The 16,317-nt window shown below is 37.9% G+C and carries 15 protein-coding genes; 3 read left to right on the top strand and 12 right to left on the bottom strand.

Annotation, left to right across the window (positions count from 1 at the left end):
* Positions 1-15: 15 nt before the first annotated feature.
* From lpxA to rimO, 12 genes are all read right to left on the bottom strand, one after another.
* Complete coding sequence (gene lpxA / locus AAC388_RS07805) at positions 16-804, bottom strand: acyl-ACP--UDP-N-acetylglucosamine O-acyltransferase (protein ID WP_342371451.1); 789 nt, start codon at positions 802-804, stop codon at positions 16-18.
* The gene (fabZ, locus tag AAC388_RS07800; protein ID WP_002115603.1) at positions 801-1,286 is read right to left on the bottom strand and encodes a 3-hydroxyacyl-ACP dehydratase FabZ; all 486 of its coding nucleotides are present in this window, start codon (positions 1,284-1,286) and stop codon (positions 801-803) included. Before fabZ ends, lpxA begins: the two co-directional genes overlap by 4 nt.
* A 6-nt stretch (positions 1,287-1,292) precedes the next feature.
* A complete protein-coding gene (gene lpxD, locus AAC388_RS07795) occupies positions 1,293-2,363 on the bottom strand; it encodes a UDP-3-O-(3-hydroxymyristoyl)glucosamine N-acyltransferase (RefSeq protein WP_342371450.1) in 1,071 nt (356 codons plus the stop codon).
* A gap of 4 nt (positions 2,364-2,367) precedes the next feature.
* On the bottom strand, positions 2,368-2,868 hold the full coding sequence (locus AAC388_RS07790; protein ID WP_016145644.1) for an OmpH family outer membrane protein: 501 nt from the start codon (positions 2,866-2,868) through the stop codon (positions 2,368-2,370).
* Between the two features lie 41 nt (positions 2,869-2,909).
* A complete protein-coding gene (gene bamA / locus AAC388_RS07785) occupies positions 2,910-5,432 on the bottom strand; it encodes an outer membrane protein assembly factor BamA (protein ID WP_206232303.1) in 2,523 nt (840 codons plus the stop codon).
* Between the two features lie 36 nt (positions 5,433-5,468).
* Positions 5,469-6,824, bottom strand: coding sequence for an RIP metalloprotease RseP (gene rseP, locus AAC388_RS07780; RefSeq protein WP_342371449.1), 1,356 nt, complete (start codon positions 6,822-6,824; stop codon positions 5,469-5,471).
* 1 nt (position 6,825) lies between these two features.
* On the bottom strand, positions 6,826-8,022 hold the full coding sequence (gene ispC / locus AAC388_RS07775; RefSeq protein WP_199112754.1) for a 1-deoxy-D-xylulose-5-phosphate reductoisomerase: 1,197 nt from the start codon (positions 8,020-8,022) through the stop codon (positions 6,826-6,828).
* Positions 8,023-8,847: a phosphatidate cytidylyltransferase gene (locus AAC388_RS07770; RefSeq protein ID WP_017385994.1), complete on the bottom strand. Its 825-nt coding sequence runs from the start codon at positions 8,845-8,847 to the stop codon at positions 8,023-8,025.
* Positions 8,847-9,599: a polyprenyl diphosphate synthase gene (uppS, locus tag AAC388_RS07765; protein WP_002115643.1), complete on the bottom strand. Its 753-nt coding sequence runs from the start codon at positions 9,597-9,599 to the stop codon at positions 8,847-8,849. Before uppS ends, AAC388_RS07770 begins: the two co-directional genes overlap by 1 nt.
* Positions 9,600-9,604: 5 nt before the next feature.
* Positions 9,605-10,159 (bottom strand): ribosome recycling factor, encoded by a 555-nt coding sequence (gene frr, locus AAC388_RS07760; protein WP_002115638.1) that lies wholly within the window; start codon positions 10,157-10,159, stop codon positions 9,605-9,607.
* Between the two features lie 84 nt (positions 10,160-10,243).
* Positions 10,244-10,972: a UMP kinase gene (gene pyrH, locus AAC388_RS07755; RefSeq protein ID WP_000852257.1), complete on the bottom strand. Its 729-nt coding sequence runs from the start codon at positions 10,970-10,972 to the stop codon at positions 10,244-10,246.
* 51 nt (positions 10,973-11,023) lie between these two features.
* Positions 11,024-12,367: a 30S ribosomal protein S12 methylthiotransferase RimO gene (gene rimO, locus AAC388_RS07750; protein ID WP_002115588.1), complete on the bottom strand. Its 1,344-nt coding sequence runs from the start codon at positions 12,365-12,367 to the stop codon at positions 11,024-11,026.
* 342 nt (positions 12,368-12,709) lie between these two features.
* On the opposite strand from rimO, the gene glnL reads away from it, so the two are divergent.
* From glnL to AAC388_RS07735, 3 genes are all read left to right on the top strand, one after another.
* On the top strand, positions 12,710-13,819 hold the full coding sequence (glnL, locus tag AAC388_RS07745; RefSeq protein WP_002115631.1) for a nitrogen regulation protein NR(II): 1,110 nt from the start codon (positions 12,710-12,712) through the stop codon (positions 13,817-13,819).
* Positions 13,806-15,299, top strand: a complete 1,494-nt coding sequence (gene glnG, locus AAC388_RS07740) for a nitrogen regulation protein NR(I) (RefSeq protein WP_002115702.1) — start codon at positions 13,806-13,808, stop codon at positions 15,297-15,299. Before glnL ends, glnG begins: the two co-directional genes overlap by 14 nt.
* A gap of 265 nt (positions 15,300-15,564) precedes the next feature.
* Complete coding sequence (locus AAC388_RS07735; protein WP_005803466.1) at positions 15,565-16,218, top strand: TetR/AcrR family transcriptional regulator; 654 nt, start codon at positions 15,565-15,567, stop codon at positions 16,216-16,218.
* Positions 16,219-16,317: the final 99 nt, after the last annotated feature.

Below are 16,317 nucleotides of genomic sequence, written 5' to 3'. Positions count from 1 at the left end.
TTTGAATATCTCGACTTAACGCACAATACCACGTTCTGACTGCTCAACAGAGTCAATTAATAATTGAGCTTCTGGAACATTCGGAAGAATATCATTTTTAATCTGCTCAACAGCTTGAACAGAAGTCAGGCCTGATTTAAAAATCAATTTATAAGCTTCTCTAAGACCTTGAATTGTATCCTTAGACCAACCCTTTCGGCGCATACCTTCTATATTAATACCAAACGCATGTGCTGGATTACCAGATGCCATAACATAAGCTGGCACATCTTTTAAAATTAAAGATGCTCCACCAACCATACTGTAAGAATCGATTTTACAGAATTGATGAATTCCCGAATTACCACCAATAATGACATGATCACCAATATGGACGTGTCCAGCAACACCAACATTATTTGCGAAAATATTATGATCACCAACAATACAGTCATGTGCAATATGCGTATTAACCATCAATAAGTTATGACTACCTATTTTAGTTAGAGCATTATCTTGTACAGTTCCTCTATGTAAACTGCAATGCTCACGAATTAAATTATGATCTCCAATCTCTAACCAAGTTACTTCACCTTGATATTTCAAGTCTTGGCAAACTTCACCAACACTTGCAAACTGGAAAATCTCATTATTTTGACCAATTTTGGTAAAACCACCAACTACAACATGTGAATGTAATTTAGTACCAGCGCCAATCGTCACATTTGGACCAATAATACAATAAGGTCCTATCTGGACATCCGGGGCAATCACTGCAGATGGATCAATAATGGCCGTAGAATGAATTAAATCGTGATTGCTCATGCCTGCTCTGTTTTTTGGTGTGAAATCATAATTTCAGCGGTTGTTGCTACAATACCGTCAACGGTAGCCGTACAGTTATATTTGTAGATACCGCGTTTTTGCATTACTAATTCAGATTTTAATACAAGTTGGTCGCCAGCAACTACTTGTTTTTTAAATCTTACCTTTTCTGCACCAGCAAAGAGGAATAAAGAACCTGGTTTTGGCGTCTCATTGTTCATAATAAAACCTAGAACGCCCGAAACTTGAGCTAATGCTTCTACAATTAGAACACCCGGCATAATTGGATATTCTGGGAAATGTCCTTGTAGGAACTCTTCATTGATAGAAACATTTTTATAACCAACAATACTATTGTCAGTAACTTCAGTCACACGATCAACCAATAAGAAAGGATAACGATGCGGCAAATATTGACGAATCGTTTGAATCTGCATTGGTAATTCAGGGATGGCAAATTTAGGTGTAGTTGACTCGGTCATAATATTCTATTTACGCAAATTAAAAGTTGATTCAAGAGACTCTATTTGAGCTTGTATATGATCAAGTCGTTTAGTGATTTGGGTCAATGGCACATCTGCTAATTGTCGCAAGCGTACAATTGTCTTTTTCCAATGACTATTTTCAAATAATCCAATTCCTGAAGAATAGGTACCCGCTTCAGAAATATTTTTTGTGACCATTGACATTCCAGTTAAAGTCACATTATCAGTGATTGAAAGGTGACCAGACACACCACAGGCGCCTGCAAGAATACAGTTTTTGCCAATTTTAGTGCTTCCCGCAATTCCACATTTAGCAGCAATAGCAGTATTTGAACCAATATGAACGTTATGTGCGATTTGCACAAGATTATCAATAATTACCCCATCTTCCAAAATTGTATTATCTAGTGCCCCTCGATCAATACTACAATTTGATCCAATGCGGACATCATTACCGATGATAACTGAACCTAATTGAGCAATACGATGCCATTTACCCTGATATGGTGCAAAGCCAAAGCCTTCACTACCAATTACGGTACTTGCATGAACTCGAACACGATCAAGTAATTTAGAACCACCAGTAATGGTGACATGTGAATCAATAAAACAATCCTTGCCAATTTCTACATTATCATCCAGACGAGTATGAGACTGAATAATCGTGTTCTCTCCTACTACACAATTTTCACCAATTACAACGTAATGGCCAATATATGCTTTTTCAGAAATAATTGCAGAAGGATGAATTTGAGCAGTACTTTCAATACCTATTGATGTGATCTTTTTATCAAAAGCATGTGTAAGGATGGCAAAAGCTAAATATGGATTATCAACAATAATAAAATTTTGTTTATCAGTAAGCTGTTCTTTAATTGAGTTTGTAACAATGTACGCACCCGCACGGCTAGCTTTTGCTTGTTCAATATACTTTTCGCTATTTACGAAAGTAATATGAGAAGGTTCAGCATTTTCTAAACTTGCCAGGTTTATAAATTGAAGACTACCCGCACCGACTAACTCACCATTCACTAGGTGAGCTAGTTCATCTAAACGATAATGTTGCACTTTCATTAATTTATTTCATTGAATTAACCTTTTGTATCATTTTATCAGTTAAATCATATTTAGCGTCATAGGCAACGGTCGAATTTTTATTCAAAATGAAGTCAAGATTATTTTCTTTTCGTAATTGTTCCGCTGCTTGCTTCACACGAGTCTCAAAAGTTGAGTTCATTCCTTGCAAACTAGTTTGAACTTTAGATTGCAAGCCTTGTTGAGTTGAATTAAATTCATTTAATTTTGACTGATATTGAGTCTGAAGCTTTTTAATATCATCTTCTTTCATTTTTTGCCCTTGGGTTTGGGCTTGACGTTGAAGACCTTCTAACTCTTTACCCAACTGCTCAAGACGAGTTGTTGTTGGTTTAACAGATTGATTTAAACTTGCATTTTGTTGTTTTAAATAAGTACTACTTTCAACAACTTTAGCAAGATCAATAACGCCATAACCAGCTGCATTAGTCATAGCAGAAACTGTAAGACCTAATCCTAACATTAATATATTTAATTTTTTCATCTTAATTTGTGTCCTTATTTCATTGTTTAGTCAAGTCGTACTTAGAAAGTACGACCGATTTCAAACTGAATCTCTTTAGTTTCGTCACCAGGCTTGTCATTTAACGGGAATGCATAGCTAAGAGATAATGGTCCAATCATAGTGATCCATGTGAAACCAACACCTACGCTATAGCGCATATTGCCTAAATCAAAACCGTAGTTATCTTCACAGTATTTTTTTGCATCTGCTATTTGCTGCCCATTCATAATCATAGAATAAGAGCCAACATCACATTTAGTATCAAATACTTGACCGCCTTCAGCAAATAAAACTGGACGTACTTGACGAGTCCAATCTCCTTTAAAAGGTAATGGTAAAGCTAACTCAGTACCAAATTGTACAAGAGCGTTACCACCTACTTCTTCTGGAGAAGAGTCATTTTTACCTTCTTCTTGTAAATTTACACTTGAATATTTCGGACCCAAGGTGCTGTTATCATAGCCACGGACAGAACCATAGCCGCCCGCATAGAAGTTTTTATAGAATGGCAAATCATTACCATAGCCTAACTTACCATAGCCACGAAGCACAAAGCCTGTAGTACCAATAGGGAAAAATGCTTGAGCATCATAAGTTGCTTTCTGATATTCAACATCACTACCCGGTAAACCAATTTCCAAACCTACACGATGAGACATACCTGATGTCGGGAAAATTGGACGGTTCAATGTGTTATATGACCAACCTAAATTCAGGTTATAAGTAAAGAACTCACCTTCAAATGCATTTTCATATTCTTTTTCACCACCCTCCTTACATTCAGTGCCTGTGATAACACCATTTTCATCTTTTATAGGAATTTGATTATCAATTGGGCAATAAGTATCTTTACCTGTTGCTTTACCACCATTTGCCTTCAAGTAGTCACGGACATAGGTAGAAACAAAGGGACCTGTGGTTACTTTAGTATTATCAATACCAACTGAGGCACTTAGGCTTTGGTTTTCATCAATTGGGTAACCAAAACTTAAACTACCACCAAAACTATCGGTAACATAGTTATTAACGTTATAGTCATCATTTAGCTTTGTTTTACGATAGTAAACATTATAACCGCGGCTTACCCCATCAATAGTGAAGTAAGGGTCGGTAACGCTTAAGTTATAGTAGTCTTGAGTTTCAGAACGAGATAAATCGATCGAAACACGATTACCTGTTCCCATAAAGTTAGTTTGACTCAAACCTGCTTGGAATGTGATACCACCACTTTGTGAGTAACCTACCGCTAATGTTGTAGTTCCCGAGTGTTGCTCTTCAACATTTACGTTTAAATCCACCTGATCTGGTGAATTTGGAATACGAGCCGGTTTAATATCAACTGTTTTGAAGAATCCAGTACGCTCTAAACGAACCTTGGACAAATCAATTTTTTCATTACTCGCTAAAGCGCCTTCCATTTGACGCATTTCACGACGCAATACTTCATCGGCAGTTTTACTATTACCTGTAAAGTTAATACGACGTACGGTTACTTGCTGACCTGGGTTTACATAATAGTTTAAGTCAACAACACCCGTTTCATTATTAATTTGCGGAACGACATTTACATCTGCAAAGTAATAACCAGCATTACCATATTTACGCAATAACAATTGCTTAACAGCATTTACCTTTTCTTGAGAATAGGTATCGCCATCTTTATAAATTTTTAAAGCTTGCAGTTCTTCAGGTTTATAAAGTGCGTCACCTAAAAACTTGGTTTGACCGAATTTGAACTGACTGCCTTCTTCTACAGCAACTTCAATAAAGATATTCTTTTTATCTTCACTGATATTAAGCTGAGAGTTATTGATATGAAAATTGATATAACCTTTATTCAGATACATGGCACGCAAAGCTTCAAGGCTCGCTGCCATTTTCTCTCTAGCATAACGGTCGTTACGGGTTACAACAGAAGCCCAGCCACTTTCTTTAACTGCGAAAGCTTGTTTAATTTCGCTGTCTTTAAAAACAGTGTTACCAATAATATTGATATTAAAAACTTTAGCAGCCGTACCTTCATTAAAATTTAATTTAAGTTCAACACGGTTATTTGGACGAGCTATCGTATCAACAGTTACATCAGCATCATAACGGCCTTGCTGAGTATATTGCTGCTCTAATTCAGTTTCAATTGTTTGTAAAGCTGACTTCTTAAAAACTTCGCCTTCAGCAATGCCCATTTTTTTGAGGCCTTGCTCTAAAGCCTCTTTAGGAATAAGTTTATTACCCTTAAATTCAAGCTTTGAAATAATTGGGCGCTCTACGACATTAAAAACTAAAGTATCGTTATCTCTTGATGCTTTAATATCGTCAAAAAGTCCAGTGGCATACAATGTTCGAATTGCTTCTGCGATCATCGGTTCATTAACGCGATCGCCACTGTTGATTGGCAACATGGTAGAAACATTTGCAGGAGTTAGACGGACCAATCCATCTATACGAATATCTCGAACAACGAAATCATCAGCTGCATATGCTTGTTGTACCGCTGCCATAGCGCTAACAAGTGCCAAAGGCATTAAAAAATGTGTGTGCCGCATGCCAGTTTTTCCAGTAAGTTATAAATCCATATACGTTTACAAACGCATAAAATCGTTAAATAAAGCTAAAAGCATCATACTACCGAGCAGTACCATACCAATTTTTAGACCAAACATTTGTATTTGTTCAGAAACAGGCTTACCACGAATAGCCTCAATAATGTAATAAACGAGATGTCCACCATCTAGCATTGGAATTGGTAATAAATTTAAAATTCCAAGACTTACACTCATTAAAGCCATAAATGAGATGAAAGTCTGCCATCCCATTTCTGCACTTTGTCCCGCTACTTTCGCGATTGTAATTGGTCCAGAAAGATTCTCTAAACCAATTAAACCCTTAACCATTTTTACTATCGAACTCAATATCATGCTAGAGATTTGGCCAGTCTTATCTAGCGACATCTGGAAAGCTTGTATTGGAGTATATTGAATTGTTTGCTTATATTCGTCAGGAATTGTAATTTTTCCTGCATCACTTTTTACGCCTAAGACACCGCTCACTTGCCCCATATTGTCACGCTTTCCTTGAGGCATGACTTGCAAATGAACGAGTTGACCATTACGCAACACATCAATACTTAGTAATTTTTCTGGTGAATGTTGCACAACTTCCACAACATCAAACCAGTCTTTCATTACTTGACCATTAATTGAAACAATACGATCACCGACTTTCATTCCTTGACGAATTGCTGACCCATCTGCAGTCAACTCCGTTACAACAGCAGGAATAACGGGACGATAGGGTAAAAAACCTAATACATCTAAAGCTGATTCATTTTGGTTTTTTAAAAAATCTTTAATTGGTAAAACAATATTTTTCTCAGTACCTGCACGATCTACATCGATATTCAAGCTACCAGTTTCACCTACACGATCAATCAAAGCAAAGTTAAGTTTTTCCCAAGTTTGCGTTTCCTTTCCGTCAACAGCAATAATCTTGTCACCTACTTGTAGTTGAGCTGTTGCAGCTGGCGAGTTTGGTATAACTTTACCCACTCTTGTATTTAGTTGTTCCTGTGCTGGTAAAAATAAAATCCAGAAAAGTAAAACAGCAAAAATCAAATTAATTAAAGGCCCAGCCGCAACAATTGCTATACGCTTCCATGGTTTTTGACGGTTAAATGCATAAGGTAAATCTTGCTCTGCAACATTACCTTCGCGCTCATCGAGCATTTTTACATAACCACCTAGAGGCAAAGCTGAAATTTGGTACTTAATTCCAGATTTTTTTGATGTCCATTTAAGTAATGTCGGACCAAAACCGATGGAATAGACTAAAACTTTAACACCAAGTTTTCGTGCCACCCAATAATGACCGAACTCATGAATTGCAATTAATGGACCGAGCAAGAGAGCTGCTGCTGCAATCATAAATAATGCACTCATTTCAGCCTCCTATACTTGATATATACTGCTGTGCTACATGTCGTGCTACTTTATCTTTATTTAAAATAGATTCGATATTATCAGCAACTGAGTTTTCCAATTTTTGCAAAGTATGCTCTACCACTTGTGGGATATTTGTAAATCCAATCTGTTCCTTTAAAAATGCAGCAACAGCAACTTCATTTGCAGCATTTAAAATAGTAGGTGCCAGCCCTCCTGCACGCATTGCCTGACGGGCTAAATCAAGTGCTGGAAATTTCTGAATATCCGGTGCTTGAAAATTAAGCTGAGAATACTCAAATAAATCTAAAGCAGGAACACTAGTCTGTAAACGTTCTGGCCATGCTAATGCATGGGCAATCGGTGTACACATGTCTGGATTACCCATTTGCGCCAATGTTGAACCATCAACATATTGCACCATAGAATGAATAATACTTTGTGGATGAACAACAACTGTAACAAAATGTTCAGATATTGAAAACAAATGACATGCCTCGATCAACTCTAACCCTTTATTCATAAGAGTAGCTGAGTCAACTGAGATTTTCTGCCCCATAGACCAGTTGGGATGCTTACAAGCCTGTGCAGGAGTAACTTTTTCTAATTGTTCTAACGAATGGTTTAAAAATGGTCCACCTGAAGCGGTCAATAAGATTCTTGATACACCCTGTTGCGGTTGTCCATTTCTTTCAGCCTCTAAATAATTATGAGGTAATGATTGAAAAATAGCGTTGTGTTCTGAATCTACCGGTAATAATAATGCCTGATGATCACGTGCTGCTTGCATCATGATTTCACCAGACATGACCAAAGCTTCTTTATTAGCAAGCAATACGCGTTTACCAGCTTTTACAGCCGCTAATGTTGGTAATAAACCAGCTGCTCCAACAATTGCAGCCATAACTACATCAACATCTGGATGAGATGCGATACTTACTAGCCCTTCCTGATCAGTCAAAATTTCAATATCTTGTAATTCATTCTTTACAAATAAAACTGCTAATTCGTCAACTTTTTGCTTTGGAACAACTACAACTTTTGGTTGAAATTGTTTACATATATTAACCAATTCAGAAATTCGACTATGAGCTGAGATTGCAAATACTGAATACTTATCAGGATGTTGATTTAAAATTTTTAAGGTACTTTGCCCAATGGAACCGGTTACACCCAATATGCAAACAGATTGTGTCATTTATAAATCTACACCAATAAGTTTTAATATATACATTCCCGTTGCAAAGATCGGGGCTGCAGCAAGTAAAGAATCAATACGATCTAAAACACCACCATGACCAGGTAGTACACGTCCAGAATCTTTAATACCAGCACGACGTTTAATCATCGACTCAAATAAATCACCTAAAACTGAACCGAATACTGTAATCAGTGACAAGATAAGAAACAGGATTTGCTGAATTAAAGTTAAATTTAGATACTGATATTGCACAACCAACATTACCAGTATGGTCGTGATAATACCACCATACAAGCCTTCTACTGATTTGTTCGGACTTACGGTTGGTGCTAGTTTTCTTTTACCAAATTTACGGCCAACAAAGTAAGCACCACTATCTGCACCCCACACAAGTAAGAACAGATACATTAACCACCATGGCGAACTTTGCCAGACAACAAAAATTGAAGTTACCGCAGCACAAACTAAAATAATGCCAATTACATATAGAGTAGCGTTATACCACCCATCAAATTCAGGAAAAGATTTGACCCAATAAACGCTTACAAGCCAAGTCAAAATTGAAGCTGACCACAAAAGTAATGCAATATCATGGAAAAATAGAGCAACGCCTGAAACGAATGCAACAAGCAGACCGTAGCACCAGGCTTTTGGCTTTACAGCATTTACAGTTTCATGGGGCATTAATTTATACCATTCATACCCCGCTACCCCTGCTGCTACAATCATAAGAACCAACATTGGATAATGTGATTGCGTAGCAAACATACAGCCTAAAACAACTGCGACAAGTACCAATGCGGTAACAATCCGCTCTAACATTATAAGTTCTCTATTTTCTCTTGCTGAATTTGTTCAGATGTTTTGCCAAAACGACGTTCACGCCCTGAAAAAACATTCAATGCATGATCGAATTCTTGTACTGTAAATTCTGGCCATAAAGTATCAGTAAAATACAGCTCCGCATATGCTGCTTGCCATAACAAGAAATTAGATATGCGATAATCTCCACCTGTACGGATCAATAAGTCCACAGCTGGCAGATCGTTTAGACTGACATATTTTTCGAACAAATCAACATTTATTTGATCAGCACCAAATTCACCACGGGAAACCGCTTCAGCAACTTGTTTTGCTGCATTTGCAATATCCCACATCCCACCATAGCTCACAGCAATAGTTAAGGTCATAGTGTTATGGTGTGCTGTCTGTTGCTCTGCATCTTCCATTAAGGCAACTAGGTGTGACGGTAATCTGGAACGATCACCTATGAAACGCAAAGCAATATTAAATTTCTTCATGCGAGGTATTTGCTCATGAATAGTTTCTTCAAGAAGTTTCATAAGCAGATCGACTTCAAATTGTGGTCGATTCCAGTTTTCGCTTGAAAATGCAAAAACCGTTAAAGCACGAATACCTGTTTTTTTACAATGTTCAACGATAGGATCAAGAACATTTTTACCCTCTCGATGTCCATCACCTTTTTGCATTTGATTTTTTTTTGCAAAGCGGTTGTTGCCATCCATGATGATGGCAACATGCTTAGGAAGATGATACTCTTCTGAATCGGTCATAAAATTTAGACCTTCATCAATTCTGCTTCTTTCGCTGCAAGACGCTTGTCTACTTCTGCAACATATTTGTCAGTGATTTTCTGGATATCATCACCTGCACGGCGCTCATCATCTTCTGAGATTTCTTTCTCTTTTAATAATGCTTTGATATCACCTAATACATCACGACGAATATTACGAATTGCAACTTTTGCATTTTCAGCTTCGCTACGCGCAATTTTTTGCATATCACGACGTGTTTCTTCAGTTAATGCAGGTAAAGGTACACGAATGGCATCCGCTGTAATTGGGTTTAAACCAAGATCACTCTCACGAATTGCCTTATCAATAGCTGAAACCATTGTACGTTCAAATGGCTGAACAAGAAGTGTACGAGAATCTTCAACACCAACGTTTGCCACTTGATTTAAAGGCACATCAGAACCGTAGTAAGGAACCATTACCCCATTTAAGATTGATGGGTGTGCACGGCCGGTACGAACTTTAGCAAACCCTAGTTCCAAAGACTCAAGAGTTTTCAACATACGCTGTTCGCTGTCTTTTTTCAGATCGTTAATCATATGATCTACCTTACTTATTTATTCAAGGATGTTTTAACAAATTTAATTTAGCGCTAGTATAAAGAGCTTTCGTCAACACGTACATTATTTAGTAACGCGTGTACCTTCTTTTTCGCCCATGACTACTGACAATAGCGCGCCTGATTTATTCATATCAAAAACTTGTAATGGCACATTATGGTCACGACATAAACAAATAGCTGTCAAATCCATAACACCAAGTTTTTCGTCCAATACCTGATCAAAGGTTAAATGATCATATTTAACCGCATCTTCGTATTTACTTGGATCTTTATTATATACGCCATCTACTTTGGTCGCTTTTAGAATTAAATTTGCTTCAATTTCAATTCCGCGTAAGCAAGCTGCCGTATCAGTCGTAAAGAATGGATTTCCTGTACCAGCAACAAAAACACAAACTTCACCCTGACTCAAGTGACGGATAGCATCACGACTTGAATAAGACTCTACTACTGTACCAATTGGTAATGCAGACATAAGGCGAGTTCTGATATTACGGCGAACCAATGCATCACGCATAGCCAAACCATTCATCACAGTTGCAAGCATACCCATTTGATCGCCTGTTACACGACCAACCAAGCCATCCTTTTGCAACTGACTACCACGATACAAGTTACCGCCACCAACAACGATACCCACTTGCACGCCTAAGCCAACTAAGTGAGCAATTGAAAGGGACATTTGATCAAGAACTTGGGCATCAATACCCATGTCTTTGTTACCTGATAATGCTTCACCAGATAGTTTTAATAAAATGCGTGAATAACGGGGGCTAATTGTTTCCGCCATGAGTTTGCTCCAAAACCTCTTAAACTGAATGCTTTTTTGAATCGTTATCGATTAAACCGACTTAATTTTAATTAACTTTGCAAATAAGTCGTATTCATCCGCATCGGTGATTTCGACTTCCAACATATCGCCTGGTTGAATAGTGCTCTTATCGATATCTTCTACAAAGACATTACCGTCAATTTCCGGAGCATCGGCATAAGAACGTGCAACAGCAACAGGATATTCATCTTCCAAACTATCGACTAATACAGTCATCGTTTGACCAATACGTTTTTGCAACTTAGCAGCAGAAATTTGTTGCTGCACTTGCATAAAGCGCTCGTAACGCTCTTGCTTAATTTCTTCAGGCACATGATCGGGTAAATCATTTGCCGTAGCGCCTTCTACTGGTGAGTAGGTAAAGCAGCCAACACGATCAAGTTCAGCTTCAACTAACCAATCGAGCAATATTTGAAAATCTTCTTCAGTTTCGCCTGGGAAACCCACTACAAATGTAGAGCGAATCACAAGATCTGGGCATTTTTCACGCCACAATTTAATTTTTTCGAGTGTATTTTCACTGTGAGCCGGACGCTTCATTAACTTAAGAATACGCGGGCTTGCATGTTGGAATGGAATATCAAGATATGGCAGAATTTTACCTTGTGCCATTAAGTCAATAACCGCATCAACATGTGGGTATGGATAAACATAATGTAAGCGCACCCAGATACCAAGTTGGCCTAGTGCTTCACACATATCAAAGAATTTTGTTTTAACAGGCTGGCCATTCCAGAAATCAAGTTTGTACTTGGTATCTACACCATAAGCTGATGTATCTTGGGAAATAACCAAGATTTCTTTAACACCTGCTCTTTTAAGCGCAGCGGCTTCTTCCAGTACACTTCCAACTGGACGCGATACTAGATCGCCACGCATACTTGGGATAATACAGAAGGTACAACGGTGGTTACATCCTTCAGATATTTTTAAATAGGCATAATGTTTTGGTGTTAAGCGAATTCCTTGTTCAGGAACCAAATCAACAAACGGGTTGTGTTTAGGTGGTGCTGGGACATATTCATGTACAGCTTCCATTACATCTTGATAAGCTGCTGCACCAGTAACCTTTAAAACATTTGGATGCATTTGACGAATTTTGTCTTCGTCTTTACCTAAGCATCCAGTAACGATTACTCGACCATTTTCACTCATGGCCTCGCCAATTGCATCTAGCGACTCTTGTACCGCAGATTCGATAAAACCACAGGTATTAACAACAACTAAATCAGCACCATCATAATCTGATGCAACTTGATAACCTTCAGTCTTTAACTGAGTTAAAATTCGTTCAGAATCTACCAATGCCTTAGGACAACCTAAAGAAACAAAACCGACTTTGGGGGTCTTCATGAATCTGCGCTCCACTTGAATGCGCGTATTGTATGTCTTTTCTTGTCTCAAGCATAGGTGGAAAGCCTACTCTTTGTGTAATGCACCAAAATACGACCAACATTTGCACCAAAACTCACCTTTGCACCAAGTTGGATCATGTTATTATCTATATTCAAGCCATCAGTTTTGATCAACCGATATAAAGACCGATTTCAGCGCGTTTTTAAATACTTTAAAACTTTAAAATAACCCATAAACAAAGTTGGCGTATATTTTGCATCGTTCATGTTCTATAACGGTGAAAATCCGATAACCAATGAAGATGCCATTGCGCTATTTTAAGACAGGAACGATTCGCTAATGGATCAACACAACCCTATCGACTATCGCCTATTGGTAGACAACTTAACTACTGCGATTTTATTGATCGATAGTAACTTGAATATTTTTTACTTAAATTCTGCCTGCGAAGCACTATTTGACATTAGTTTGCTTCGAGCTTCAGGACAGCCGGTTTTGAATCTACTTCATGCACCAGATGATACTTTTAATACACATGAAGCGTTATTAAACACTATTAAAACGGGTCAACCTTATACTCGTCGAGAAGCGGTTATTAATGTCAACTTTAAAGACCTTCATGTTGATTATACAGTGTCTCAATTAAATGCAGGTAAAAGTTATCACCCATTACTCTTAATTGAGCTCAACCCGATTGATCGTATGTTAAAGATTTCTAAAGAAGAAAATCTGGTACAACAACATCAGGTAGCCAGACAGCTTGTACGTGGCGTTGCTCACGAAATTAAGAACCCACTGGCAGGTATTCGTGGAGCAACTCAATTACTCGCTCGCAGTTTAAACGATAAGAGTTATGCTGAATTTACAGATGTCATTATTAATGAAGTAGATCGTTTAACTAACTTGGCAGATACTATGTTGGGTTCTAGACAACTCCCAAGTTATGAAAATGTTAACGTACACGAGCCTTTGGAGCGAGTGCGTTCACTTATCGCCAACCAGACAAAGAAGAAAATTAAAATTATACGAGATTATGATTTGTCTTTACCCGATGTTAATGCCGATCGTGATCAGTTAATACAAGTCATGCTCAACATTAGTGTAAATGCAATTCAAGCCATAACAGAAAACAAAGCATTTTTTATAGATCACGAACCGGAGTTAATTCTACGTACACGTATACAACGTCTTGTCACAATTAACGGTGTACTAAATCGATCTACAGTGCGAGTCGACATAGAGGACAATGGGCCAGGCATTCCTGAAAGTATTTTGGAGTCAGTATTCTATCCATTGGTTACTGGACGAGCAAAAGGTACTGGGCTTGGCCTGAGTATTGCACAGAATATTATGCATCAACATAACGGAATGATTGAATGCCAATCTGTTCCTGGAAAAACAATTTTTAGCTTATATTTACCTTGGGAGTCAGACCGTGTCGCGAAATAAAATATGGGTTATTGATGATGATCGCGCCATGCGATGGGTATTGGAAAAGACCTTTAAAGAGGAAGGTTTTGATGTTACCAATTTTGAAGAAGCTCAAACTGCGCTTGAACGTTTGCACCATGATGCTCCCGATGTCATCTTAACTGACATCCGCATGCCTGGAATTGATGGTTTAACTTTTTTATCTAAAGTTAAAAACACTCATCCGGATTTACCTGTCATTATTATGACAGCACATTCTGACTTAGAGTCTGCTGTATCAAGCTATCAAACAGGCGCGTTTGAATATTTACCAAAGCCTTTTGATATTGATGAAGCTTTAGCTTTAGTCAATCGCGCAATCCTGCATATTAATAAACTACAACAGCAAGAAGCTACAAAAACAGCCTCACCTCTTCAATCAACAGAAATTATTGGTGAATCTCCGGCAATGCAGGAGGTTTTCCGTGCTATCGGCCGTTTATCGCAATCTCATATTACTGTTTTAATTAATGGTGAATCGGGTACAGGTAAAGAATTGGTTGCTCATGCTTTACATAAGCATTCTCCACGCCGTGCCAAGCCTTTTATTGCCTTAAATATGGCTGCGATACCAAAAGACTTAATTGAAACCGAGTTATTTGGTCATGAAAAAGGCGCTTTCACAGGGGCAAATACTCAGCATCAAGGCCGCTTTGAACAGGCAAATGGCGGAACACTGTTCCTTGATGAAATTGGTGATATGCCATTTGAAACTCAGACTCGATTGCTTCGCGTACTCGCTGACGGTGAGTTCTATCGTGTAGGCGGACACATTCCCGTTAAAGTAGATGTTCGAATTGTTGCGGCAACGCATCAGGATCTAGAGAAACTGGTAAATGAAGGTCGCTTCCGTGAAGACTTATATCACCGCTTAAATGTGATTCGTATTCACATTCCTAAGCTTGCCCACCGTAGTGAAGATATTCCAATGCTTGCGCAGCATTTCCTTGCGCGTGCAGGTAAAGAGCTTGGCGTAAGTCCAAAAATCCTACGCACTGAAACAACAGACTATATGCAACAGTTACCATGGCCAGGTAACGTACGACAACTTGAAAACACTTGCCGCTGGCTAACCGTAATGATTACTGGCCGCGAAGTTTATCCGGAAGATTTACCTTCTGAGCTCAAACAAGTTCCATTGCAAAAGAATAGTGATTCTAGTCAACCAGCACCTTCATTTGAACGTATTTCTCTACATCATTGGGATGAACTACTAAATCAATGGGCTATTCAAAAGCTTAAAAATGGTGAAATGAAAATTTTGGATATTGCCACACCAATGTTTGAACGCACGTTGATTAACGCCGCCTTGCAACAAACACGTGGACGCAAACGTCATGCAGCTGAATTATTGGGTTGGGGTCGCAATACCTTAACACGCAAGTTAAAAGAACTTGGAATGGATTCTGCAGATGATGACGAAGAAGATGAGCACAAGGTTACTCAAACTGAAGCCTAGAAATCTCATTATTTAACTTGAGAGCGGTTAAGTCATTCTTAGCCGCTTTATTTTTAAATCAGATTTTTCTTAAAATATAATGTAAACACAAGGTTACATCATCAAATCCTTCTACAACCAACTCTAAGCTTATATTTTGTATTAGTTTATTTTTTGAATTAGCCACTTACTGTTCAGCATATGATCTAAAAAAATGGTTATGGCCATCACTAAAGATAGTTTTGCTATACTAGATAAGCAAAGTCAGTTGTTGTTATTAAATTTTATGCATGATTCAGTCCTGGATTCACATCACCTTGCATGTGAGAAGCCTCAAACACGCCGCGGTATTGAACGTCGTTTAGCTCTATTGTTAAGCGCGACCGAGCTGTTCCTAGAGAAAGGATATGATGCCGTATCTCTCGATGATATTGTTAATCATGCTGGTGGCTCCAAGGCTTCTATTTATAAATATTTTGGCAATAAGGAAGGACTTTTTACTGCTATTTGTGATCATAAACGTGAAATGTTTTTTAAAGATATTTGCATTCCATTCCAACCTGAGAAAAGCACTTTAAGAGAATATCTGATTCAAACACTTAATCGTGTATATATTCATATTATTCAGCCCGAACATGTTGCATTTTTAAGACTTATTATTGAACAGACCGAATGTAACACTGTCCTCATACAATACTTATATGACAAATGGGTACATAATTTACAAAATACACTTACTCAAGCATTAGAGTTTGCGGATAAATCAGGCGAAATTACCTGTAATTCTCCGTATTATTCTTCACTCATGTATTTCGGGATTTTACGAGATATTGAATGGCGTATGATTATGGGTATGCCAGCTCTTCCAGATGAGAAAGAAGCTTTTGATTATATTGAATATTGTGTAGATATTTTCTTAAAAGGCCATCATAAAGTCTAATTCTTTTGCATTTTAAAATGCTTATAGTATAGTAGACTTCTTTTTTCCCACATCCACCCAGCCAACAACAGATAATTGTTATATTTCAAAACAATTATT

The organism is Acinetobacter sp. D009, assembly GCF_038562025.1.
GTDB lineage: Bacteria > Pseudomonadota > Gammaproteobacteria > Pseudomonadales > Moraxellaceae > Acinetobacter > Acinetobacter pittii.
The sequence above is the reverse complement of the archived record's forward strand: the minus strand, read 5'-3'. Positions and strand labels throughout refer to the sequence as shown.

What these genes read in the sequence shown, in the direction of transcription:
- glnL (WP_002115631.1), top strand. Translation starts at nt 12,710, where the DNA reads ATGGATCAACACAACCCTATCGACTATCGCCTATTGGTAGACAACTTA.
- AAC388_RS07735 (WP_005803466.1), top strand. Translation starts at nt 15,565, where the DNA reads ATGCATGATTCAGTCCTGGATTCACATCACCTTGCATGTGAGAAGCCT.
- AAC388_RS07790 (WP_016145644.1), bottom strand. Translation starts at nt 2,868, where the DNA reads ATGAAAAAATTAAATATATTAATGTTAGGATTAGGTCTTACAGTTTCT.
- lpxA (WP_342371451.1), bottom strand. Translation starts at nt 804, where the DNA reads ATGAGCAATCACGATTTAATTCATTCTACGGCCATTATTGATCCATCT.
- uppS (WP_002115643.1), bottom strand. Translation starts at nt 9,599, where the DNA reads ATGACCGATTCAGAAGAGTATCATCTTCCTAAGCATGTTGCCATCATC.
- fabZ (WP_002115603.1), bottom strand. Translation starts at nt 1,286, where the DNA reads ATGACCGAGTCAACTACACCTAAATTTGCCATCCCTGAATTACCAATG.
- rimO (WP_002115588.1), bottom strand. Translation starts at nt 12,367, where the DNA reads ATGAAGACCCCCAAAGTCGGTTTTGTTTCTTTAGGTTGTCCTAAGGCA.
- AAC388_RS07770 (WP_017385994.1), bottom strand. Translation starts at nt 8,847, where the DNA reads ATGTTAGAGCGGATTGTTACCGCATTGGTACTTGTCGCAGTTGTTTTA.
- pyrH (WP_000852257.1), bottom strand. Translation starts at nt 10,972, where the DNA reads ATGGCGGAAACAATTAGCCCCCGTTATTCACGCATTTTATTAAAACTA.
- frr (WP_002115638.1), bottom strand. Translation starts at nt 10,159, where the DNA reads ATGATTAACGATCTGAAAAAAGACAGCGAACAGCGTATGTTGAAAACT.
- bamA (WP_206232303.1), bottom strand. Translation starts at nt 5,432, where the DNA reads ATGCGGCACACACATTTTTTAATGCCTTTGGCACTTGTTAGCGCTATG.
- rseP (WP_342371449.1), bottom strand. Translation starts at nt 6,824, where the DNA reads ATGAGTGCATTATTTATGATTGCAGCAGCAGCTCTCTTGCTCGGTCCA.
- lpxD (WP_342371450.1), bottom strand. Translation starts at nt 2,363, where the DNA reads ATGAAAGTGCAACATTATCGTTTAGATGAACTAGCTCACCTAGTGAAT.
- ispC (WP_199112754.1), bottom strand. Translation starts at nt 8,022, where the DNA reads ATGACACAATCTGTTTGCATATTGGGTGTAACCGGTTCCATTGGGCAA.